This window comes from Thalassospira sp. NFXS8, assembly GCF_040148805.1.
GTDB lineage: Bacteria > Pseudomonadota > Alphaproteobacteria > Rhodospirillales > Thalassospiraceae > Thalassospira.
Genome location: NZ_JAGEMF010000001.1, coordinates 672,925 through 696,667 on the forward strand (window position 1 = coordinate 672,925; position 23,743 = coordinate 696,667).

Below are 23,743 nucleotides of genomic sequence, written 5' to 3' on the forward strand. Positions count from 1 at the left end.
ACCACCGGTCACACGGCGGGAAAAACACCCTCCAGCCCATGCAAAACCTGCAGATCATTTATTGTTTGATAAGGATGCAGCAAAGTATTGTGATTGGCGCAAAACACACACCATCATTACTGTGTGATAACGGCAAAGCACTATTATAATATCAGCGATTATTTTGTAATTCCGCGCACACAATTTGTCAGTTCGACAATTCCCTGAAAAACAATATCGATATTGCGGGAAATGTCCTTGGTAACCGCTGTTTGTTCCTCAACCGCCGAAGCAACGGCATTTACATAATCACTTACAGAACTGGCTGAACTGGCAATATCCTGTGTCGAGGTTGTCACCCGCCGGGTAATACTTTGCATGGCATCAATCTGCGTTGCGATCTCGTCTGTTGCCCTGGCCGTCTGGGTTGCAAGACTTTTGACCTCGCCTGCCACCACAGCAAACCCCTTGCCCGCATCACCGGCCCGTGCCGCCTCGATTGTCGCATTTAAGGCCAGCAGGTTAACCTGATCGGCCAGATCCCGGATAATACCGACAACTCCCTCCATTGCTTCCGAAGTTTGTTCAAGATCGACACGTACCTGTTCTGCGGCATCACTTCTGGCAACAATCTCGTCAGCGACAGCTTGGGTTCTTTGCATGTTTAAGCTAATTTCGCCAATGGAGCTCAGCATTTCCTCGGACGAACTGGCGACGATCTCGGCACTTCCCGTAGAGTTTTCGGCCAATCCTGCCAAAACACCGCGAGCATGAACCTGAAGGGTAATATCGGAAGCAAATTTGACCACCTTGAACGGTTTGCCGTTCAAGTCCAGAACAGGGTTATAACTTGCGTTGATCCAGACTTCCTTGCCATCTTTTGCAATACGTTTGTAGTTCGATTCCAGAAAATCTCCGGAACGCAACGTTGCCCAGAATTCCTGATATTCCTTACTTTGGGCATAGTGTTTCTCGACAAACAACTGATGATATTTGCCTTTGATCTCGTCTAGCCGGTACCCCATCAGATCAAGAAATTTCTTGTTGGCATCCAGAATTTTGCCGTTCATATCAAACGAAATAACAGCCTGTACTTTATGAATGGCAGCAATTTGCGCAGCAGCATCAAGCGACGTCATTTTTTGCGTTGTAATGTCGGTAGCATATTTCACAACCTTGAACGGTCGCCCTGCCATGTCAAAAATTGGATTATAGGAGGCCTGAATCCAGACTTCCCTGTTTCCCTTGCCAAACCGCTGATACTCGGCAGACATATATTTTCCTGCCGATAGCTGTTTCCAGAATTCCTCATATTCCCGGCTTTTCGCAAACTCTGCCCCCACAAAGATTTTGTGGTGCTTGCCCTTGATCTCGTCAAGGCGATACCCCATCGCCCCTAAAAAATGGTCGTTGGCATACAATATCGTGCCATCAAGCGCGAATTCGATCACAGCCTGGGATTTACGAATGGCATCAACCTGCCCCGCATAATCGGCATTTTGCAGTTTTTGCTGGGTAACATCAGTCGCGATCTTGAATATCTTGCAGGGATTACCGCGGCGGTCCAGCACCGCATTATACGTAGCCTGCAGCCAGACCTCATGGCCGTCGCGGGCAATCCGGCGAAAAACCGCGGTAAAAGATTCGCCTGCCTTAAGTCGCTGCCAGAACTCCTGATATTCTACTGAACCGGCATCTTCCGGTGCCATGAAAATACGATGATGCTGGCCAACCACCTCGGCTCGGTCATAGCCCATAAGCTTTAAGAACAGCGGGTTGGCATCAACAATTTTACCATCAATTGTAAATTCGATCGTCCCTTGAGAATGCTTGATCGCGTCAAGAATATGATCCGCATCAGATCGGATACCAAACATGGAGCCCCTCCGCACAACCGTCATTGAACTGCGCTACCCCGCGCTTTCCCGACATGACACCTTGATTATTTACGAACAGTTGCCGGGTACAAAACAGCCAGCCCAATGGAAACACCCTTTATAACCGATCATTCCATAAGACCCTGATTGCATTCACACACAACCAACCTTCGACATAAAATGCACTGATAAACATATTGGAGTGCGCAATTGGACTTTTAATAGCACCGGCAGTATTTTAATATAATTTGCATACCATAGCACGAATGCAATCATTCCGTGTGCGCAAAAGGCAGGGGACCGTGGCATAACCATACACAAAGCACCGCATCGCCGCCCTCTCGGATCAAATCTGGTCGCAGCCCCACTTGCAAGCGCCCAAAACAAAAGGCTTGGGAACCATAAGCTCCCAAGCCTTTGAATTTATTGGCGATCCCTGCAGGACTTGAACCTGCAACCTACAGATTAGAAGTCTGTTGCTCTATCCAGTTGAGCTAAGGGACCGTAGAGCCGGGACTACAGGAAATTTACAAATCACACATTGGTGCAACTGTAATCTCAAACCCGGTTTCACAGCAAAACGGGGCGATAATCGCCCCGTGGTCCGGCTTGAAAAACAAACCCGGCAAATTAATCAGACAACACGCTTGAAAGCGAAATTGTCGGCATAGGATTTAAGCTGAATTTTGCGGCTTTTCGGCTGTTCGATCTCGGCAATCAGATTATGCTTGGCAGCAAACGCCTGTGCTTCTTCGAGCGTATCAAATTCCATCCGAACCTGACCACGGGTATCGGTTGACCCGATCCAGCCCATCAGATGATCCGGAAGTTTCTGGGCGCGGGGTTCAAATTCCATAACCCAATGCTTGGTCGCGGCGCGGCCGGACTGCATGGCATTTTTCGCGGGTTTGAAAACACGAACCTTCATCGACACCCTCGTTTAACTTGTCAACTGGCTGAAATACGACGTTACAAAATTCAGTCTACACCCAATCGGGCAACTTGAAAATGCAATCACCCGTTTCAAGATGAAATGGTCGGGAAGGCGGGATTCGAACCCACGGCCCCCTGCTCCCAAAGCAGGTACGCTACCAGACTGCGCCACTTCCCGACACGGGGAGGGATTTAGCACCTTAATCTGTTCGCGGCAAGCCCGGTTTAATGCTTTTTATCACCTTTTTTACAACAACATGTCGTTTTGGCGTTTCAAACAAAACCGGCAAGGGCAAACCAGATCGCGGAACCCGGCATAAAGCCGCCCCACCCTTTAAACCAATGCGCTATTAACGCGGCAAACCATCAACCGTATCGCCGACCTTGAAATCAAACTTGTCGGCCAGCCCCGCGTTTAGTTCCAGAACGAACCGTACCGGGCGCGGTGCCGAAATGATCGCTTCGGATTTTGGAACCGTGCGCGGCGCAATACCAACAATTTTGCCATCTTGCCCGATAAACAGCATATCAAGCGAAATAAACGTATTTTTCATCCACATCGACACATCGCGTGGCTGGCCGAAATCGAACAACATACCGTTATCGTCTTCCATGTGGGTCCGAAACATCAACCCCCGCGCCCTTTCATCGGGGCTTAAGGCAAGTTCCACATTAAAGACCTGTCCGTCGACCAAAAGACGCGATCGCTCAAAACCTGTGGCTTTTGCATTCAGGCCAGCCATAACCGCCGCACTGACAAAAAAGAATACAAACACCGTTTGAACGAAAGACTTCATACCCCATACCCTTTAAGAAACTGCACATGACCCCGGACTTCCGCCCGGATTTCCCCACCCCGCCAATCATCGGCAAGGGTTGTAAGCAAGTTGGCCGCCGGCTGTCTGCCAAGACGATGCGACCATTTTATGTCACGCAGTATTTCTTCTGCCGATTCCGGTAATTTTTCCGGAATTTCATTATTATTCACAGTTGCCCATATCCCGGCCCAACATCGGGCCACCCCGTAGGGATTGTATCCACCGCCGCCTAACACCATCAGTCGCGGTGCTATTTTTGCAAACTCCCTTACCACTTCCCAAACCGACCGGTTTCCCAGCATTTGTCGCGATTGTGGATCTTCTGCCAGCGCATCACACCCACATTGTAAAACCACCGCCTGCGGGCCGAAGTCTGCCGCCAGAGGCAATAAATACTCAAACAGCACAAAACGCATTTCATCGTCATTCATACCCGCAGGTATTGGCACATTGCGCGCCATGCCCCCGGCCATGTCGGTAACAGCGCCGGTTCGCGGCCATAAATCATGCTGATGAACCGAAACTGTTAAAACCCTGTCGTCATTTGTAAAGGCAAGCTGCACCCCGTCGCCATGATGCGCATCAATATCCACATACAAAATCCGCTCCAGCCCGCCATCCAGCAATGCCAGAATGCCCAGCACCGGATCGTTAAAATAACAAAACCCCGATGCCTCGGCGGCGCGACCATGGTGGGTCCCGCCCGCCGGATGATGGACAATGCCACCATCACGCAAAAACTCTGCCGCCAAAATCGATGATCCTGCCGACGTTGCCGGACGCCGGAAAATTTCCGGGTATATCGGGTTGCCGTTTTTCCCCAGCTTGTAGCGTTCCATCATATCGTCGGGCAGGCTTTGATCCCGTTCGGCCTGCATAACGGCAGCAATATAATCCGGCGCATGAAATCGTGCCAATTGCGCCGGTGTGGCCAATGGTCCGACAACATAATTATCCGCATTCACCCAGCCCAGCGCATGGACCATGTCAACCACCAGTGACACCCGTGGAATACCCAATGGATGTTTGGGACCATAGGACGAACCGCGATAAATTTCGGCGGCAATCATACGTGGCGGGTAGACCATAAAATGCCAGGACACCAGGGCGTGAACAAATGCAGCGAAACAACCAAGACCAAAGTATAGCCTTGACGGCCTCTGATATTAGGGTTTGCAGAAGCGTGCATAAATTTCAAGGGGGAATACGCAAAACCCCGCAAAATATTCGCGTTTATGTAACATTTCAAAATTTGAAGGATCTTCTTCCCTGCTGTCAACGATTTCAACCCGTCACGATCCAAGGCGGCCTATCGTTTTAATCAGAAAATCCATTCCGCTTCGCACCCGCGGGGCATGGCGCAAATCAGCATGAACCAGCATCCAGATTTCGCGGGCGGGGAAACTCTCGCGCTCCTGCAGTCTTTTCAAATCAGGATCCGCATCGCCAAGATAACAGGGCAACAAGGCAACCCCCAACCCGGAGCGCGCAGCAGACGCCTGCACATCCATATCATTAGATCGCAAAACAACACGCCGCCCGTCTAACCTGTCTTCCAGCCAGCGATATTGCGGAATATCTGCGCTGCTTTCGTCCCAACTGATCAGGTCCCAGTCTGGCTCGGCTTTGGTATAATCCCGGGCACCATAAAACCCCAATGGCATATCGGCCAGTTTGCGGGTAATCACGCTGGATTTTCGCGGCCGCGACAGTCTTATGGCGATATCAGCCTGGCGACGGTTCAAGTCGGCCGATTGTGTTTGCCCCTGCAAAATCACCTCGATATCAGGGCGCATTTCACAAAACCGGTTCAGGCCTGGCGCTATCACATGTCGCGCCAATGATGGCGGGGCGCTGATACATAATGGCACCGACACACCGGCAACCGCCCCTGCCGCCGCCCGCTCGACGGCAAACATCGCATCAAGTGCGCCCTGGCCTCGCCTGGCAAGGGCATGACCTTCCTGCGTTAACATCACAGCCTTGGGCAAACGATCGATCAAGCGAACGCCAAATGCCGTTTCAAGCGCCGCCACGCGCCGGGCAACCGTGCTGTGATCCACACCAAGCGTGCGTGCCGCGCCGGAAAAACTGCCCGCATTGGCAAGCGTTAGAAAATAACGAAAATCTTCCCAGTTCATTTGCGCATTATCACCCATTTACTATGCAAATATATGCAATTTCCCCCAAGAGAAATACCCCTTAATCCTGAGCCTGTCACAACATTCAGGAGAGAAACATGACCCGTATCATTCACATGGACCAGACCGGAGAACCATCGGTTTTATACGCCACTGATATTGCTTTACCTGCTCCACAGGACAACGAAATACAAATCAAACAAAGCCTGATCGGCGTTAATTTTGTGGATGTTTATTTCCGCAAAGGCCTGTATCCCATGCCCGCCCTGCCCGGCTGCATTGGTGTTGAAGCCGTGGGAACGGTTTGTGCCATCGGCAAGGATGTGCGTGATTTTAACATTGGCGAGCGGGTTGCCTATGCCGGTTTCCCGGTGGGCAGCTATAGCGCCCAGCGCAATGTTGCCGCCAACCGCGTGATAAAACTGCCCGATGACCTAAGTGATCAACAAATTGCAGGGTCATTGCTACGCGGACTAACCGCCTATTTCCTGCTGGTTCATCTGTGCAAAGTCCAAGCCGGGCAAAGCATTCTTGTCCATGCAGCGGCGGGAGGCCTGGGGCAAATAATGGTGCATTGGGCAAAACGGTTAGGTGCCACCACAATTGGCACCCTCAGCACGCCAGAAAAAGCCGAACTTGCCAAACAGCAAGGACTTGACCACGCCATATTCTATAAAGAACAGGATTTTGAAACCGCCATTGTCGCCCTGACGAACGGCCGTGGCGTTGATTATGCCTTTGACGGGATTGGCGGAGAAACACTGAGCAAAACCATCCGCACAACCAAACCATTTGGTACAACAGTCAATATTGGCCAAATCGGCGGTGATATGCCTTTGCTTGACGTCAGCGCGTTGACAAACCGGTTTTTAACTCGTGCCAGTGTTTTGGCCTTTATCAATGACCTGCAAGGATATCATCATGCGGCAAGCGCATGGTTTGATGTTTTACGCCAGTCATCTTTTCCGCTGGCCCAGGCATATGATTTTGAAAACGCATCACAAGCACATACCGATCTGGAAACCGGGGCGACAAGTGGTGCAGTTTACCTGCAAGTTAACCCCTAAACGCCCAACAGGTCCTTGTCGGCATCCAGATTGGCAAGGACCAAACGAAAAACATTAATCACGAAACTTGACGCAAGGGTTTCATCTGCGCATAGTCGCGTCATCTCCAGGGGGGCCTGTCGTAAACAGGCTGAGAGGTTCGGTGTTGCCGAACGACCCTTTGAACCTGAACCGGTTAAGACCGGCGTAGGAAGGATCGTATGACGTATACCGATGCAAAAACGCCCAATATAAGGCACATACCGGCACCAACTGACAGCAATCCGACATCTTTTGATGTTCATTTGCGCGGTGCCGGTGTTGAATTTAACGGCACCAGCCTTTTTCACGACCTTTCCCTTGATCTAAGTGCCAACAGCTTTACCTGTTTGCTAGGGCCATCCGGCGTGGGCAAAAGCACCCTTTTAAGATTTCTGGCCGGGCTTGTCGGCGACGCTGCCAGCGGCATTATTACCTGTGGCGACGGATTACCCTTGGCCGGGCGGGTTGCCTATATGGCGCAGCAAGATTTGCTGTTGCCGTGGCGATCCGTGCGCGAAAACGTTGTTCTTGGGGCGGTGTTACGTGGCGAAAAGCCTGATTTTTCCCGGGCCGATCATTTGATTGCCGAAGTCGGGCTTGGCAAAGCCGCCCAGATGCGCCCTGCCCAGTTATCTGGCGGCATGAAGCAGCGCGCGGCCCTGGCCCGCACCTTGATGGAAGATCGCCCGGTTGTTTTAATGGACGAACCCTTTTCGGCCCTGGACCCGCTAAACCGAATGCGCATTCAGGATCTGGCAGCCCGGGTTTTACACGGCAAAACCGTTTTGCTGGTCACACATGACCCGCTTGAAGCCCTTAGGGTTGGCCACAAGGTTGTGGTGTTGCAGGGCACACCGGCAATATTGTCCGATGCCGTTATTCCCCAAGGCACGATCCCGCGCGACATTACCGACCCCGCGATATTGAGCCATCAAGCCCGCCTGTTACACCAGCTGGGCGCAATATCGCCCCAAACCGGTGCGACGGAGGCCCCCCAATGACCCCGCCGCCGACAAAGCCCGCCCGTCATATATCGCGAAAACCGTTGGCCGAACGGAAACTGCTGAAACTGGCACGGCCCATTATCATCATCGTGGCCTTAATCGCCACCTGGCAGATCGTTGTAATGGTGACGGGCGCACCAAAATACATGCTGCCTGCCCCCTATGACGTGTGGCTGGCGCTGACCAACCGCCATGCGGTGCTGCTGGACCATGCGGGTTATACAATTGCCGAAACCGTAATTGGCCTGTTTGCCGGGGCACTTCTGGGCGCGCTTGCCGCCCTGCCAATGGCATTGTTCAGCCCGATACGGTTTTGGTTGATGCCGATATTGCTGGTATCACAAGCCATTCCGTTTTTTGCGATTGCCCCGTTGCTGGTGCTGTGGCTGGGGTTTGGCATGGCCTCAAAAATTGCCATGGCTGCCCTGATCATTTTCTTTCCGGTCACTGTGGCGTTTTTTGATGGATTATCCCGGACAGAACCGGGCTGGCTTGATCTGGCGCACACGATGGGCACACATCGCTGGCGTTTGTTAACACATATTCGGTTGCCAGCTGCCTTGCCCGCCTTTGCGTCGGGCTTTCGCGTGGCGACGGCGGTTGCCCCGATCGGGGCAATCATTGGCGAATGGGTCGGCTCCAGTCATGGGCTGGGATATTTAATGCTGCAAGCCAATGCCCGGGTTCAAATCGACATGGTTTTTGCCTGCCTTCTGATCCTGTGTGCCTTTTCGATCATGCAATATTTCATTGTCGATCAACTGTTACGCAGGCTGTTGCCCTGGCAACCCGACAGCCTTGCCCGTCACGATTAAACTTGCTGCTTATGCGCCAATAATCGCGGCCTGCCCGCAATTTTGCCACTGCATTTTTTTCATTTTCACCGTGCTTGTTTGAAACAGGGAAATAGTGATGTCACGCCTAAAATCCATATTATCGGCTGCAACCATCGGGGCGTCTTTGGCGCTGTCCGCATTACCCGCCCATGCCAACGAAAAACTGACGATCCTGCTGGACTGGTTTGTAAACCCCGACCACGCGCCGCTGATTGTTGCCAAGGAAAAGGGATTTTTCACCAAACACGGGCTGGATGTGGAATTGGTTGAACCGGCGGACCCTTCGGCCCCGCCGCGCCTGGTCGCCGCCGGGCAAGGCGATGTGGCGGTCAATTACCAACCGCAATTGCATGTTCAGGTCGCACAGGGTTTGCCGCTAACACGCATTGGCACCCTGGTGGCAACGCCGCTAAACGCGCTGGTGGTGTTAAAAGACGGGCCCATTAAAGATATCGCCGACCTGAAAGGCAAAAAAGTCGGTTATTCTCTGGCCGGTTTTGAAGATGCAGTTCTGGGAACCATGCTAAAAAGTCACGGTGTTGATATCAAATCGGTCGAACTGGTGAACGTCAATTTCTCGCTGTCGCCGTCATTATATTCAGGCCAGGTTGATGCGGTGATTGGTGCCTATCGCAATTTCGAATTGAACCAGATGGATATCGAAGGCAAACCGGGCAAGGCATTTTACGTCGAGGAAGAAGGTGTTCCACCTTATGACGAGTTGATCCTGACCATACGCAAGGACCATGTGGGCGACCCGCGCATGAAAAAGATGCTTGATGCCCTGGAAGAAGCCACCCAATATCTGATCAACCACCCCGATGATAGCTGGAAGGCGTTTGTCGCCGCCTATCCCAACCTGGATGATGAATTGAACAAACGCGCCTGGGCCGACACATTACCACGCTTTGCCTTACGCCCGGCCGCCGTTGATCGGGGGCGGTATGCCCGTTTTGCCCAATATTTGCTTGATGAAGGCATTATCGACCAAACACCTGACCTTGATAGCTATGTCGATGTAGTCGAATAACGTATTCATTTTAACGTGCCTGTCATTAAATGGGCCGGCATGACGAAACGGGCGGTACCTGCGGGTACTGCCTTTTTTTTGGGCAATATACAAATCGCACAGCACAAAATAATTCGCCCACTTGCGCAGCGTTGTAAATGCAACACATAGTAAAAGAACAAAAATGATAAGGGAAAACCTGTGAATTCTGTATCGCGCCCGGACCATCACACCGAAAACGGCTTTGAAAACCGCTATCCTTTACCGGAAGGCAAAAAATCGTTTTTTACGTTTTTACGCCGCCGGTTGTTTGGGCGTGAAAGCTGGCCCAAGGCCAAAGACCAGATCGGTAAAACCCCTGTTGTTTCACCCGATCTGGATGCCATTCACACCCCCAATCCCGATGTCGCCCAGGTCACCTGGATTGGCCATGCCACTGTATTATTGCAATATCAAGGACTGAACATTCTAACCGATCCGGTTTTTTCAGACCGGGCATCGCCCTTTGCCCGGATCGGACCCAAACGATACAGCCCGCCCGGCCTTGGCATTGATCAATTGCCAAAAATCGACATTATCCTTCTTTCGCACAATCATTATGATCATTGCGACCTTGAATCATTACGCCAAATTGGCAACGGCCCCACCCATGTCGTGCCGTTGAAAAATGCCTCGCTGTTAAAAGAAGCCGGGATTGACGGTTGCCTTGAAATGGACTGGGGCCAATACGCCGAAGTTAACGGTGTTAAAATTGTACACACGTCGTCCTATCACTGGTCCAGCCGCAAAATTAGCGACCGCAAGGAAATGCTTTGGGGTGGTTATGCCCTGACATTTCCCAACGGGTTTAAATTCTATTTTGTTGGCGACAGCGGTTGGAACGAACAATTATTTGCCGAAATGGGCGAAAAATATGGCCCGTTTGATTTAGGGCTTATTCCGATTGGGGCCTATGACCCGCGCGACTTCATGAAAACCGCCCACGTTAACCCCGAAGAAGCCGTTATGATCAAACAGGTGATGGGCGTAAAACAGGCCATTGCCATTCATTGGGGGACGTTTGTTTTAACCGCCGAACCTGTTGATGAACCACCCAAACGGCTTCATATCGCAATGGAGCGCGCCGGGTTAAACCCTGAACATTTTTTGGCGCTGCCGGTCGGCGGAACGCATCATCATATATCCGCGCCAGCGCAGGCGTAAACCGGTGCCGATGGGCATGCATCCCCCATCGGATTACCGATTAATCAAACCGCAAAGGCAGCAACGATGATTGCCTTTGCGGTTTTTTTTACATCATTTTCAAATCATTTTTAATCTTGGGCATTTTCCGCTATCCCGGCACTTGAACTGCCTGCAAAATTAGGAAACGATACCGCTTTCAAACTGGCACCCTCCAGGTGCCCGCAATCCCTTCCGGATTAATTGCCTCGCCAAAGGAAACAGCCCCAATGACCACAACAGTTTTTTTGGCGGTAATTGGCGCAGCCCTGATGCATGCGATCTGGAATGCCCTGATCAAGGGTGGCAAAGACAAAATGCTCAATATGACTGCCGTCATTTTTGGGCACGCCCCATTGTTATTGCTGCTTTTACCCTTTACCAGCCTGCCTGCCCCGGCAAGCTGGCAATATCTGGCGGGGTCGGTGGCATTGCATTTGGGGTATCAGTGGTTTTTGATCAATTCCTATCAATGGGGTGACCTTAGCCAGGTTTATCCAATTGCCCGCGGGTCGGCCCCGCTGATTGTTGCGACAGTTTCGGTCCTGTTTTTGGGCGTCGTGCTGGCCCCTATTGAAGGGATCGCCATTGCCCTGATCGGTTGCGGCATTATCAGCCTGTGCCTGGTGCGACATGCTGACGGATTACGCAACGGGCGGGCGGCACTGCTGGCATTGATTACCGGCTGTTTTATCAGCGCCTATTCCCTGACCGATGGCAACGGGGTGCGGGTGGCTGGCAATGTGATGGATTATTACGCCTGGCACACCATCGGCAATATTCTGGTTTTTGGCATTTTTGCGCATATTCAGCGGCCAGCAATTGGGCGGGACATTGCCCAACGTGGCAAAATTGCCTTTTTCATTGGTGGCAGCGCGTCCTTCACTGCTTACTGCACTGTCATGTGGGCGTTTTCACAGGCCCCCATCGCCCTGGTGGTGGCCTTGCGCGAAACCAGTATCATCTTTGCCTTGTTAATTGGCGTAGTGATGATGGGCGAAAAACTTAACCTGGTGAAACTGGCATCGACAATGATGACGGTGTGCGGCGCGGTGTTGCTGCGTTTTTCGCGCAGCTAACAATCACACCATAGCCCCCTGAAACGATGCCAGGCAGTTCCAAACGCCAAGGCTCTTATGGTAAATCATAGGGATGCCGTTTTTGCCCGGTTTCAAAACGCGAGAGCCGGAAAGCATCGAGATTAATTGACGCTTGCCCGGTTGTGATCCATTCCGACAACACCTTGCCAACAATTGGCCCCATGGCAAAACCATGGCCTGAAAAACCGGTAGCAATAAAAAAGCCCGCGGGATTTTCAAGCTGGTCAATCACCGGGACGGCATCGGGGGTCACATCGATGTCGCCGGCCCATTGATCAACAATTTGTGGTGTTTCGATATGGGGAAACAGGCGTTTAAACGCGGCCAGCGAGTTGCGAATACGTTTCGGGTTGGGCAAGGCTGTAGTTTGTCGACGCCCCATAAGCGGTTTATCCGCGGCCGGGCTACCGGGTAAATGATCAGCCAGATCATCGATAAACCGCATATCAAGATGGAAATTGAAATTGCGCCAGTTCGATTTGTAGCCCGGCAGGAAATCGGCAGCATAGCGAAAGCGCGACAGGGTAAGGTCGATATCGGTATTGATATCGTCCGACAGATTGAGCGACCCGTCGGCGCGCTGGCGAAACCCCAAACCATCGACAACCGCGCTGACCGCCGAAATCGGCGGCACCGGTTTGGTACGTATCACCGTGCCCCGGGTTGTTTGTTGCGGCAAACGACGGCCAAATCTGGCAACAAACTTATGCGTCAGGGCCCCGGCAGCGCAAATGACAATGCGGGTTTTAATCAATCCGCGTTCGCTGATAACACCGCTAACCTGCCCGCCTTCGGTTTCAATGCCCAATGCACCGCAACCCTGCAAAATTACCGCCCCCAGGTCGTGCGCCTTCTTTGCCAGCGCCGGGGCAGCTTTTTTTGGTTCGGCCTGCCCGTCATTCGCCGTGAAAATCCCCCCGACACCGGGCGATGTAATGCCGGGCATCAGGCTTTTCACCTCGGCCTGACCCAGCTTGCGCGTACCAATATCATAAGGTTGGGCATCGACCAGCCAGCGTTCATAACGGGCCATTTCGGCGTCATCCTTGGCAACATATAAAACGCCGCCCTGTCGCCATTCCAGATCGGCGCCAAGGTCGCGCTCCAGATTTGGCCAAATATCGATACAGGCCTTCATCAGGGGAAGTTCAACCGGATCGCGCCCCTGCTGGCGCACAAACCCCCATGCCCGGCCCGACTGATGCGATGCCACCGTATCCTTTTCCAGCAAAACAACCGACATTCCGGCCTTTTGCAGGTAATACGCGCTGGCGGCCCCCTGAATACCACCGCCAATAATGACAATGTCGGCCTGTTTTGGAAAGGTTTGCGTCTGCATGTGCATCATATCCCTGATAGAGGATCAACCGGGTATTTTTGTGGTTCCCCAAACTGATAGGGCGCATTAGGGTATACCCATTAAGCATGGCCACCACCATCAGGGAAACCAAAAAATGCCCCCGAAAACCAATAATCAGCACCCGGCCACTGTGGCCGCACAGGCACTGGGCTGGGTTGATGAAACAACACGGTCGGTCACCCCGCCGCTATACCCGTCAACCACATTTGAACGTAATACCGACCTTAGCTATCACGACGGGCGCTGTTACACCCGCGCCGATAACCCGACCTATGATCAGGCCTGTGCCGTTTTAAACGCCCTTGAAGGCGGCGCGGACAGCCGGTTGTTTGCATCGGGCATGGCGGCAGCAGTTTGTGTGCTGCAAGCCCTGCAACCGGGCGACCATGTGGTTGCGCCCAAGATTATGTATTGGGCCCTGCGCGGGTTTATGCAGGATGTTGGCGTACGGTCGGGCCTGACATTTGATTTTGTTGATAATGGCGACGCGGACGCATGGGCCAAACACATGCAGCCCGGTAAAACAAAGTTGGTATGGCTGGAAACCCCCGCCAACCCTGACTGGCAAATTACCGATATTGCTGCGGTTGCCAGTGCGGCCCACAAGATTGGCGCGGTCGTGGCCGTTGATAATACGGTGGCAACACCGCTAATTACCCGGCCAATTGAATTTGGCGCCGATATTGTCATGCATTCGGCCACCAAATACCTGAACGGACATAGCGATGTTTTGGCAGGCACATTAACCTGTGCAAAAAAAGATGCTTTCTGGGAACAGGTTTGCAAACAGCACAAAGGCGGCGGGGCCGTTCTGGGTGTGTTTGAAACGTGGCTGTTATTGCGCGGTATGCGAACCCTTTCGATACGGGTGGAACGCGCCAGCAGCAATGCGATGGCAATTGCCCGGCACTTTGAAAACCATGCCGAAATTGAACAGGTGCAATATCCGGGCCTTGAAAGCCACATTGGCCACGAGATAGCCAAAAAGCAAATGCACGGTGGCTTTGGTGGCATGATGTCACTGCGGGTTAAAGGCGGCACCGAACGCGCAGTCGCCTTTCATAATGCCTGCAAACTGTTTAAACGTGCGACGTCACTGGGCGGCGTTGAAAGCCTGATAGAACATCGCGCCTCTGTCGAAGGGCCAGCCAGCCCGGTTCCCGGCGATCTTTTGCGTATGTCTGTCGGCATCGAAAACATCGACGACCTGATTGACGACATTGAAACGGCCTTGAACCACACAAAATAACCATCGTCAGGTATCTTTTTTGCCAACAACACCGAACCGGAACATGCCAACAATTCACAACAAACCCCGGGCCGGGAAAACCGGCTTTCCGTTTATTGTTTATCTGCTGATTGTTCTATGCGTTGGTGCCGGTAAACCGGCGCAGGCGGCCGGCGGGGATATAAGCCCCATGTCGCCTGCGCCGGGATTAATCTATGATGTTGCCAAAGGCGACTATGTGCGGCTGGAAACCCTGCAATCCGCCGCAGCCGGGGCAAAATACATTTTACTGGGTGAAACCCACGACAACCTGATCCATCATCAACGTCAGGCCGAACTGGTGGATGTGCTATCGGGCGATGGTCTGAAACGGGCCGTTGTGTGGGAAATGATCAACCGGGACCAGCAAAAGGACCTGGATGATGCATGGCACGACAAAAAACGCGCGATCGATGATATTGGCGTCGCACTGGACTGGGACAACAGCGGCTGGCCGTCCTGGCAGGATTATTCGCCCATCGCCGAAGCCGCACGCCAGCACCAGTTACCCATGATTGCCGGAAACCTGCCCGATGACATCATTGGCCCCCTGATCGAAAAAGGCAACGCTGCCTTGCCTGCCAGCCTGGAAAAAAAGCTGGCTTTGCCACCTTTGCCCGATGAAACAAAAACACTGTTTGATCGTGAAATTGTCGATGTCCATTGCGGTGTTTTATCGCCCGATCAGGCACCACCTTTTAGCACCATCCAGTTCGCGCGTGATGCCTCGCTGGCACGTGCGATGTTTGATGCAAGCAAACAAAAAGGGATTAAGGGCGCGTTCCTGATCACCGGTGCCATGCATGCACGGGCCAACGTTGCAGTCCCCTGGCATTTAAAACGGTTTGACCCCAAAGGAACCAGCATTGTTATCATCATGCGAGAAGCCCCCAACCCCGGTGATCCATCGGTTTCGCCTGCAAATTATCTAAAGGCCTATGGCCCGGGTCATAGTGTTGATTTTATCTGGTTTACATCCGACCTTGCACGGTCAAACCCGTGCGATGGTATTACAATGCCACATGCCACGAAGCCGGATGCCCAAAATGGCACAGCGGACGACAACGAGGCAGTCGCCCCGGCGACCAGTGAAAATACCGGCCCGCCCCTGCCCGATGCCCCGGCAGCAAACGATGACATTACACAAGGCGATGATCAAAGCGACGATTTAACAACGCCGCCCGCAAACCAGGATAATTCAGCAAAGACAGCCCCCCTGAAAACCGGCCCCGCACCGCATTCGGGCCCAATAATTGACCCGGAACCCTCAAACAACCCGATGCGCCGCATCATGCCAATTCCCCCGGCGCGCCCGCAGGAATAGGCAAACAGGCCCCTAAAGGCAGCAAAGTTAACCGCCCGCGATGCCTGTTATTTGCCGAAAAACAACCGTTTTAATGCTGAAAACTGCCTATTTTAACCGCCGGGGTCGCCAATCGGTTGTGGCAACAGGCTTGCCTTTGTGCGAACGCATCACACGCGGGCGCACCACATCCTCGGCCTCGGGCGTGGTAGCTGTTTTACGAACCGCGGTATAGAACGTCACCATTTCATCAAATGATATCAATGTTCCCGGCCCGGCCCGCCATGCATCCTGATAGGGGGCGTGGTTCCGAATGGAGGCATTTAAATGATCCACCGAATGATGCCCAAATTGCCGCCAGACGCTTTCGATAAAGTGTTTTGTTTTATCATTGATAGATTTTAGCCGCACATCGGGGCGGGTTTCTTCCATCAACACATAAAGATTGGGTTCTATCGGGCCGGCTTCTTCGGCTACGAACAGGGCGGGCATCAACATTGCCCCATGATAGGACGCCCCAAAATAGCCCTGCGCCAGATATAACAACCGGTGCAATTTCTGGGGTTGCAGATATTCATTATCGTTCAGCGCGTGATCGATCAGCCGAAACGCAACATCAAATACCGAATAAAGAACCGGTTTTTGTTTCATACCTGCCCAGATCAAAACGAAAAACAATTACCCATTGGCAGGTTTAACCTGCATTGCACATGATAGCCAGCCCACCGCCATGCAACAAGGGGGGCAATAGCACAGCCCCACCACATAAATGCAGACCACCGCAAATACGTCCAAAATCAAATTTGGAAATCAAGCCGCTGACCACGTGCAGGCATGGCACCATGCGTTACGGCATTTACCATCGCATACATAGACTGGGGCGACCGGCGCGCGCCCAAATCAAGCGGACCTTCAAAGTTCAGAAAATCGGCAAAGCGCCAGTCCCCCCCTGAACCAGGACCGCTGGCATCACGCCCTGCCGCATCACGATTACCGCGCAACCGGGCCTGGGCACTGTTATTATCCTGAGGGCTTTGTCCGCCTTTGCCACCGCCATGCGGGGTGCCACGGCCATTTTTTTCGTCGATAAAGGCATTAAACAGGGTTCCGTCGGTATCGGAATGATAACCGAATTGTTCGTTGGTTTGTTCAATGCCCGCATCGCGGGTAACCGATGCAATACCGCGCGCGCCAGCCGGGGCAAGCCGCGTCATATGCATGGCGGCACTGGTTACCTGGACGGGGGGCAGTTGCGGTATCATCACCTTCACCATCGTTGAAAAGATGGGCGCTTAATTTATCTACCTTTGAGATTATACATTAAATGTCTGAAAAAATCACAAAAATCAGGCGATATTAAACTCCCGATTGCTCCGCTATATCGGTCGTCAGTCGCCTTCAAATTCAACAATATTAAACACCGGAACGCCCCGCTCACGTATACGAGCGGCCCCGCCAATATCGGGCAAATCAATAATAAAGGCGCAGGAAACCGGAACGGCCCCGGCCTTTTCAATCAGATCAATTGCGGCAAGGGCTGTGCCGCCCGTTGCAATTAAATCATCCAGGATCAGAACCCGCTGCCCCGGTTTGACAGCATCGACATGCATTTCAATAATGTCGGAGCCATATTCCAGGTCATACTCAACCGACACGGTTTTGGCGGGCAATTTTCCTTTTTTACGAATGGGCACAAACCCCACCCCCAACGCCAGCGCCACCGCCGGACCAATGATAAAACCACGGGCTTCAATACCGGCAATCACGTCAATTTTCTGGTCCTGAAACTCTCCGGCCAGGGTGTCTATCACTTCGCGCAACCCTTCGGCATCACCAAACAAAGTTGTGATATCGCGAAACATAATTCCCTTTTTCGGATAATCAGGAATGGAACGAATCAGCGATTTAATCGACATAACAGATGTGGCCTCCGGCCCGAAAATGACAAAACAAAGCCGCCATCGAAGTATCGACTGGCGGCCTAAAATCGGGCAGCGGAGCAAAAAATGCAATGCTGCAATATCTGATTTTTTCTATGTGCAATCAGGCGGCGTTATGAAATTCCATTTTGCGCCCGCCAACAATGGCCTGTCCGGTAACACCGCCCCCTACTACAATATGTGCAGCAGGTGTAAAGTCATCGGCCAGTTTACGGCTTATCTCGGCACGGGTTCCACGTGGCATGCCGATATCCGCAGCGCGCCGGTTGCCCCAGACGGCGCGATATAAACGGTAGTCATGATCGTTGATCTGACCAAATACCCTTTCGACTTCCATCAAGGTCTGAACATAACTTTTATTCATGTCCGCCATCCTGTTGCTCGTTTTCCCGGTATGCCCGGCAAACTGCCGGCACGGTCGCACGCCTTTTGTGTACTTCGTGGTACAGCGCATCGACCCCCGCGATATAGGCCGGGAAATACGGTTTCTCAACTGCAAGACGGTGACATGTTGGCGAACATTTTGTGACGATGCCCTGCGTCATTGCCCCTTTCATACAGAAAACCGCCAGTTTTTCCCGACGCGACGGCAACTTCCCTGTCACAACACGATGGCAAAAAACTTTTCACATCGGTGTCAATCAACATCGTCCACCCGCAAAAACAGCGGCGCGATGCGACAACACGATATGATCACTTTCCGTCGGTTCCGATTATGGTGTCAGGGATCAATGGATATTGTTAAGCGCGTCTTCAGCGTTTTCAGCCTGCTGGTCCATCTGTTTTTGCAGGGCTTCGGCATATTCCCCATAGATCCGCCCCTCAAGCGAGAGCTCGAGAAAACGGATATAATCCTGCTCGTTACCAATTTTATTGCGCGCCACAGTAATCACATCAAACGGGGATTCGGCATCCAGACCGTATTGCCGAATCAAAATCAGCATTTCAGCGGTGATTTCTTCCAGCTTCTTTTGTGCGTCGGCAAAAGTAATATTCATTATCAACCCCAATTTCTGATCTGTCTGACCTGATCTTTGATCGTTGGCACTATGTCCCATTTTGGTCAGGTATGCCTGCCTATCGCGGTAATTTCAACCATCGCGCCGCAACATTGTGCCCCGATGCACCGTCCCGGGCGGCAAACGCCCTGTGCCCTACCGGGCAGCACCGCCATCATCATAATAACGTTCCATTATCCGTTACTATTTAAATCACAAAATACGGGCAGATTACCCCTGTGATGCGATGACGGGACATACCACCATCACATTAGATTTAAATTTGGAATATTTCTGAATGACACCACCGACTTGAGGCAAATCAATGTTTCACCCGGGTAAAAGGGCGATTGGTATAAACACCAAATCAGGATGGTTAACTAGTCGTTGCACAGGCAGGTTTGGGAAATTTTTGCATGTGTGTTCATTTCCGGTTTTGACGGGTTCGAGGGAAATTGATGGCGCTTTTATCCAGTTGGAAACGGATGGGAATTCGTAAACGGTTTATGGTTGCATCGGCATTTGGTGTAACGGCAGTCATGGTGATTGCCCTGATCATGATCGCCATGACAGAACGCCACGCCATGGATGCCAAGCTAAAACAGCTTAGCGACAATGAACTGACATCCCTCCATGCCCTGATTGTGAACGTTATGGCCGCCCGGGTTGATGATTCGGACGATATCGGCATTCGCGTTTTCAATAACTGGTTTGACAGCCGCAACCAGGATTACCCCGGCGAATTATGGTCGGTCTGGGCACCCAAAACCTTGGCCTATATGCAGGAAAACGAAGAAAAACCCCTGAAACTGCCCCGCGACGCCATTGATGAAGAAGCCATTCAAACCGGTAAACTGGTTGGCCGTTACACCGATGATGGCACTTATCGCATGTCGATGCCGATTGTTTTAGGTGTGACCAAGGGTGCAGACAAGGAAGTATGTTTTACCTGCCACGGCGGGTTAATGGGCGAAGAAAAAGGCGACGTTATTGCCGTTTTGTCTTCCAGCCTTTCGGTGGCACCGGAACAGGCCAAAACCAACACCATCCTGATCGGCATTGTTATTGGCGGTATTATTGTTGCCATTTTAACCGTGGTCGGCATTCGCGCCCTGTTATCCAACATTGTGACCAACCCTTTGTCGCAGCTTGATGCCGTTATGCGTGATCTGGCCGAAGGCCGCATCGATGTGGATATTGATAATACCCAGCGTCATGACGAAATTGGAGCGATGGCCCGATCGGTAGAAGTGTTTAAAACCAATGCCATTGCCAAGGAACGGATGGAAAAAGAACAAAAAGCCGCCCAACAACAGCGTGAACAACGCATGGTACGGCTGGAATCGCTGATTGGGGATTTTGAAAAAATCATCGCAACGATTGTGTCGTCGGTTTCGACATCGGCAGACCGGATGCAAAACACCGCCCGCCAACTGGTAGGGGCCGCCGACCAGGCCAGTAAAAACGCCACCACGGTTGCCGCCGCATCCGAAGAAGCAACCACCAACGTTCAAACCGTATCTGAAGCTGCCGATCATTTATCGGCATCAATCACGCAAATTGGTGACAAGGCCCATCAATCAACCGAAATCACCGCCGAAGCATCACAGGAAGCCGACGTTTCAAGCCGCACTGTTGCCGGGCTTTCAGAAGCTGCGGGCAAGATTGGCGAAATTGTTAACCTGATTAGCGACATTGCCGGCCAGACCAACCTGTTGGCCCTGAACGCGACCATCGAGGCGGCCCGTGCCGGGGAAGCGGGCAAGGGATTTGCCGTGGTTGCCGCCGAAGTAAAAAACCTTGCCAATCAAACCGCGCGCGCCACTGACGAAATTTCGGAACAGATCAACGCCATTCAGAATGAAACGGGTAAAACAGTAAAATCCATTCAGGATATTTCCGAAGTCATCCTGCGTATCACCGACATCACGGGCACCATTTCCGAGGCCGTCCGCGAACAGGCCGATGCCACCAGCGAAATTGCCCGCAATGTTGAACAGGCCGCTATCGGCACCCAGGAAGTTACCCGCAATATTGAAAGGGTGAGCCACACCGTCGGCGAAACCGACAAATCAGCTCATTCCGTTCTGGAAGTGGCCGAAGAACTGGGCGAACTTTCGCAAAATCTGCGGATCGAGGTAGATCGCTTCCTTGATGGTATTCGCTCAGCCTGATACCTGAAACATTAAACAAAGCGCCCGGCGAAACCATTAATCGCCGGGCGCGTTTTTATACGCCTTGATAATGCTGTTACAGGCCTCATTAGCGCATCCCCTTTCCGATGATGCATGGAAACACTGCCCGAACGGGCGGCACCTGATGCCAATGTGAATGAGAATACGGTAAAGCTGCCGGCACCCTTGCATAAAGACAGACGGGAACTGCGGTAAGCGCACCTGCCCGGGCATATTCGATAATTGAAAAATCGTGGCACTGGTTCTTTTTTGGCAATCGGTGCCGGGGCTGAATTTTACCGCGACGCGATCACCCGAAAAAACAACGTCGCATCGTAAAGCGCACATCGCAGGTTCCCCCCCCCCTTATTTCTTGCAACTTTTGCGAACATCATGACACCTCAATAACGCAAAGGTCGAAAAACCGGCTTCATTCGTGCTTTGGGTGGCTCTTTGCTTAACAGGGGGGCAAACGCAGTCTATGATGATTACAGAAGTGCAACTGCCATTGGCAGATCTGCGAAGTGGGGGCGGAAGTCAGGAAGATTTCTGTTTGAAGGAACGTGAAAAGCGATGTCGCTGACAACGATTTTGGGGATTCTGGCCGGTATAGGCCTGTTTGTTGCGTCGATTTATATCTCGACTGACAACTATGTCGTCTTTCTTAGCCTATCGAGCGTGCTGATGGTGCTCGGCGGGACATTTGCGGCGACTTTTATTGCCTATGAGACAAGGTATGTCTGGCTGGCTGTAAAACTGATTTTTAAAATTTTCCGCGCCCAGCGTATGGGCCGCGGACAATTGACCGGTGAAGTTGGCCGCGTGGTCAAATGGGGTTACCTGATGCAGAAAAAGGGCATTAATGCCCTTGAACAGGAAATATCCCGGTTGGGCAAGGAAGAACCGTTTTTAGGCTGGGCAATGGAAATTGTCATTACCGGCTATAACGGTGATGACGTTGCCGACATGCTTTATAACGCCATCGACAGTTCCTATAACCGCAATCTGGTTCCGGTTGATATTTTACGCAGTATGGCAGGTGCCGCACCGGCATTTGGCATGATCGGAACGCTGGTGGGCCTTGTGATCATGCTTGATAAAATGGGCGATGACCCAACGTCACTGGGCGCAGGCCTTGCCATTGCATTGATCACGACGCTTTATGGCATTGTGGCGGCACGGTTCTTTTTCATTCCTGCGGCCAGTAAAATCCAGCAGCGCGAAGACATTATGAAATTTCGCAATTCGCTGATTGCCGAAGGCCTGATCATGCTGGCAGACCGCAAGGGGCCGCGCGCAATTCAGGACCGGATGAATTCGTTCCTGGACCCGGCCATCCATTTTAATATGGACAAGGCCCCGCAATAAACCGGTTTGGTTCTTTCTTGAATACAGGACATGCTTATGGCCCGGCGTCGCAGATCACCGCTCGACACTAAACGCCCCGCAGAAATCAACGAGGACTGGCTGGCAACCTATGCCGATGCCATCACCCTGCTGATGGCGTTTTTTGTCATGCTGGTCAGTTTTTCCAAAATTGAATTGCCGGTATTTGAAAAAATTCAGGCCGGGATCGCCCAGAATATTGGCAAACGCAGTGTTGTACGCCCCACCGAAATTCTTGAAACCGACCTGAAAGACGTTGTTTTCAACCTGGCACTCGACAAATCGGTCAAGGTGAAAACCGACGATGAAGGCATCGTGATGGAACTTGCCAGCGGGTCGTTTTTTCAATCTGGATCAGCCGATTTAACCCGCGATGCCGTTTTGTTTTTAAAGGATGTCGGCGACCTTTTAAAACAGCCCCGCTATATGGGCTTTCAGATCGAAGTCAAAGGGCACACCGACGATTCCCCGATTAACACCCCGCGCTTTCCATCGAACTGGGAACTCGCGGCGGGCCGGGCTATTGCGGTGGTCCGTTTTTTTGGCGCGGTGGGCGTTGATCCGCAATCAGACCGGATGCGTGCCATTTCCTATGGCGATACCATGCCCAAACTGCCCAATGAAGATGACCAGGGCAACCCGATACCGGAAAATCGTGAAGCCAACCGACGGATCGAAGTCCGTGTTTTCCCGAAATATTCACGCGGACTATAAGTCAGGTTAAATTACCGAACGCCAACACCCGCAGCGGCATGTTTTGTTTGCCGCTGTTTCAGCCCTTGCATAACTGTCGCAAGCAAAACAATGCTGCATTTCCCATCACATGGAGCCGCACCATGGCCCTTGGAAAAGTACTGATTTACGCCAAAAACATGGATGAAACTGCGCTTTTTTATCAAACGCATTTTGGCTTTAAGGCCGTGCAACTGGCAAATGACAGGATTATTGAACTGGTTGCCAGTGACGGGGGCGCAAATATCATGCTTCATCCTGCAGCCAAGGGACAAAAGCAGGGTCAAACAGGCGTGAAACTGATTTTCGACATTAAAGATGTTGAAGGTTTTTGTGCCCAGTCGGCAAAAAACGGATTGGATTTTGGCCCGATCCATCGGGCAGACGGCTATGTTTTTGCCAATGCCAAAGACCCCTGCCAAAACGCCATTTCGGTTTCAAGCCGGGCCTTTCGCAAAAATAACGATACTGCATAACCACAGCCGAAACGGACAAAGACGCAATCTTTGCCCCAAAAAAAGGACATATTGCCGGGCTTTATAACAGCACGTCATCGTGAAATGTCAACGCACGCACA

General features: G+C 52.1%; 23 protein-coding genes, 2 tRNA genes and 1 riboswitch. Of the genes, 12 read left to right on the forward strand and 13 right to left on the reverse strand.

Annotated features, from left to right (window positions below; all coding sequences use genetic code 11):
* Window positions 1-158: 158 nt before the first annotated feature.
* From J4E05_RS03035 to J4E05_RS03065, 7 genes are all read right to left on the reverse strand, one after another.
* Window positions 159-1,856 (reverse strand): methyl-accepting chemotaxis protein, encoded by a 1,698-nt coding sequence (locus J4E05_RS03035; RefSeq protein ID WP_349592312.1) that lies wholly within the window; start codon window positions 1,854-1,856, stop codon window positions 159-161.
* A gap of 427 nt (window positions 1,857-2,283) precedes the next feature.
* Window positions 2,284-2,360 (reverse strand) — tRNA-Arg (locus J4E05_RS03040).
* Between the two features lie 130 nt (window positions 2,361-2,490).
* The gene (locus tag J4E05_RS03045) at window positions 2,491-2,784 is read right to left on the reverse strand and encodes an ETC complex I subunit (RefSeq protein WP_085593328.1); all 294 of its coding nucleotides are present in this window, start codon (window positions 2,782-2,784) and stop codon (window positions 2,491-2,493) included.
* Between the two features lie 106 nt (window positions 2,785-2,890).
* Window positions 2,891-2,967 (reverse strand) — tRNA-Pro (locus tag J4E05_RS03050).
* 172 nt (window positions 2,968-3,139) lie between these two features.
* Window positions 3,140-3,586, reverse strand: a complete 447-nt coding sequence (locus J4E05_RS03055; RefSeq protein ID WP_085593326.1) for a DUF192 domain-containing protein — start codon at window positions 3,584-3,586, stop codon at window positions 3,140-3,142.
* The gene (locus tag J4E05_RS03060; RefSeq protein WP_349592315.1) at window positions 3,583-4,695 is read right to left on the reverse strand and encodes an acetoin utilization protein AcuC; all 1,113 of its coding nucleotides are present in this window, start codon (window positions 4,693-4,695) and stop codon (window positions 3,583-3,585) included. Before J4E05_RS03060 ends, J4E05_RS03055 begins: the two co-directional genes overlap by 4 nt.
* Before the next feature lie 204 nt (window positions 4,696-4,899).
* The gene (locus J4E05_RS03065; RefSeq protein ID WP_349592317.1) at window positions 4,900-5,748 is read right to left on the reverse strand and encodes a LysR family transcriptional regulator; all 849 of its coding nucleotides are present in this window, start codon (window positions 5,746-5,748) and stop codon (window positions 4,900-4,902) included.
* Window positions 5,749-5,846: 98 nt separating this feature from the next.
* Between J4E05_RS03065 and J4E05_RS03070 the strand changes: the two genes are divergently transcribed.
* The 6 genes from J4E05_RS03070 to J4E05_RS03095 all read left to right on the forward strand — a co-directional run bounded on the left by J4E05_RS03070 (window position 5,847) and on the right by J4E05_RS03095 (window position 11,985).
* Entirely contained in the window at window positions 5,847-6,815 is a 969-nt protein-coding gene (locus J4E05_RS03070) for a quinone oxidoreductase family protein (protein ID WP_349592319.1), read from the forward strand.
* Window positions 6,816-6,913: 98 nt separating this feature from the next.
* Window positions 6,914-7,025, forward strand: a riboswitch (TPP riboswitch).
* The gene (locus J4E05_RS03075) at window positions 7,016-7,837 is read left to right on the forward strand and encodes an ABC transporter ATP-binding protein (RefSeq protein WP_349592321.1); all 822 of its coding nucleotides are present in this window, start codon (window positions 7,016-7,018) and stop codon (window positions 7,835-7,837) included. It overlaps the preceding riboswitch by 10 nt.
* Window positions 7,834-8,655: an ABC transporter permease gene (locus J4E05_RS03080; protein WP_349592323.1), complete on the forward strand. Its 822-nt coding sequence runs from the start codon at window positions 7,834-7,836 to the stop codon at window positions 8,653-8,655. The genes J4E05_RS03075 and J4E05_RS03080 overlap by 4 nt, the downstream gene beginning before the upstream one ends.
* A 97-nt stretch (window positions 8,656-8,752) precedes the next feature.
* The gene (locus J4E05_RS03085) at window positions 8,753-9,706 is read left to right on the forward strand and encodes an ABC transporter substrate-binding protein (protein WP_085593315.1); all 954 of its coding nucleotides are present in this window, start codon (window positions 8,753-8,755) and stop codon (window positions 9,704-9,706) included.
* Window positions 9,707-9,886: 180 nt separating this feature from the next.
* Complete coding sequence (locus tag J4E05_RS03090; protein ID WP_349592325.1) at window positions 9,887-10,888, forward strand: MBL fold metallo-hydrolase; 1,002 nt, start codon at window positions 9,887-9,889, stop codon at window positions 10,886-10,888.
* A 248-nt stretch (window positions 10,889-11,136) separates the two neighbouring features.
* On the forward strand, window positions 11,137-11,985 hold the full coding sequence (locus J4E05_RS03095) for an EamA family transporter (protein WP_349592327.1): 849 nt from the start codon (window positions 11,137-11,139) through the stop codon (window positions 11,983-11,985).
* Window positions 11,986-12,040: 55 nt separating this feature from the next.
* Here the strand turns inward: J4E05_RS03095 and J4E05_RS03100 are convergent, their stop codons facing one another.
* Complete coding sequence (locus tag J4E05_RS03100; protein WP_349592329.1) at window positions 12,041-13,345, reverse strand: NAD(P)/FAD-dependent oxidoreductase; 1,305 nt, start codon at window positions 13,343-13,345, stop codon at window positions 12,041-12,043.
* A gap of 115 nt (window positions 13,346-13,460) precedes the next feature.
* On the opposite strand from J4E05_RS03100, the gene J4E05_RS03105 reads away from it, so the two are divergent.
* Window positions 13,461-14,615 (forward strand): trans-sulfuration enzyme family protein, encoded by a 1,155-nt coding sequence (locus J4E05_RS03105; protein ID WP_349592331.1) that lies wholly within the window; start codon window positions 13,461-13,463, stop codon window positions 14,613-14,615.
* 169 nt (window positions 14,616-14,784) lie between these two features.
* Window positions 14,785-15,957 (forward strand): ChaN family lipoprotein, encoded by a 1,173-nt coding sequence (locus tag J4E05_RS03110; protein WP_349592332.1) that lies wholly within the window; start codon window positions 14,785-14,787, stop codon window positions 15,955-15,957.
* A gap of 87 nt (window positions 15,958-16,044) precedes the next feature.
* Here the strand turns inward: J4E05_RS03110 and J4E05_RS03115 are convergent, their stop codons facing one another.
* The 5 genes from J4E05_RS03115 to J4E05_RS03135 form a co-directional block, all read right to left on the reverse strand.
* Window positions 16,045-16,587, reverse strand: a complete 543-nt coding sequence (locus J4E05_RS03115; protein ID WP_085593375.1) for a Panacea domain-containing protein — start codon at window positions 16,585-16,587, stop codon at window positions 16,045-16,047.
* Window positions 16,588-16,733: 146 nt separating this feature from the next.
* Window positions 16,734-17,198 carry a hypothetical protein gene (locus J4E05_RS03120; protein ID WP_349592334.1) on the reverse strand — a complete coding sequence of 155 codons (465 nt, stop codon included), beginning with the start codon at window positions 17,196-17,198 and terminating at the stop codon, window positions 16,734-16,736.
* Between the two features lie 126 nt (window positions 17,199-17,324).
* Window positions 17,325-17,852, reverse strand: coding sequence for an adenine phosphoribosyltransferase (locus J4E05_RS03125; RefSeq protein WP_349592336.1), 528 nt, complete (start codon window positions 17,850-17,852; stop codon window positions 17,325-17,327).
* Between the two features lie 127 nt (window positions 17,853-17,979).
* Window positions 17,980-18,240 (reverse strand): hypothetical protein, encoded by a 261-nt coding sequence (locus J4E05_RS03130; RefSeq protein ID WP_349592338.1) that lies wholly within the window; start codon window positions 18,238-18,240, stop codon window positions 17,980-17,982.
* Window positions 18,241-18,604: 364 nt separating this feature from the next.
* Entirely contained in the window at window positions 18,605-18,874 is a 270-nt protein-coding gene (locus J4E05_RS03135; protein ID WP_085593373.1) for a hypothetical protein, read from the reverse strand.
* 458 nt (window positions 18,875-19,332) lie between these two features.
* Here J4E05_RS03135 and J4E05_RS03140 point away from each other — a divergent pair, with 458 nt between their 5' ends.
* The 4 genes from J4E05_RS03140 to J4E05_RS03155 all read left to right on the forward strand — a co-directional run bounded on the left by J4E05_RS03140 (window position 19,333) and on the right by J4E05_RS03155 (window position 23,642).
* Window positions 19,333-21,048, forward strand: a complete 1,716-nt coding sequence (locus J4E05_RS03140) for a methyl-accepting chemotaxis protein (RefSeq protein WP_246833010.1) — start codon at window positions 19,333-19,335, stop codon at window positions 21,046-21,048.
* Window positions 21,049-21,621: 573 nt separating this feature from the next.
* Window positions 21,622-22,416, forward strand: coding sequence for a motility protein A (locus J4E05_RS03145; RefSeq protein WP_085593295.1), 795 nt, complete (start codon window positions 21,622-21,624; stop codon window positions 22,414-22,416).
* A gap of 36 nt (window positions 22,417-22,452) precedes the next feature.
* The gene (locus J4E05_RS03150; protein ID WP_085593293.1) at window positions 22,453-23,148 is read left to right on the forward strand and encodes an OmpA/MotB family protein; all 696 of its coding nucleotides are present in this window, start codon (window positions 22,453-22,455) and stop codon (window positions 23,146-23,148) included.
* 122 nt (window positions 23,149-23,270) lie between these two features.
* A complete protein-coding gene (locus J4E05_RS03155) occupies window positions 23,271-23,642 on the forward strand; it encodes a VOC family protein (RefSeq protein WP_085593291.1) in 372 nt (123 codons plus the stop codon).
* Window positions 23,643-23,743: the final 101 nt, after the last annotated feature.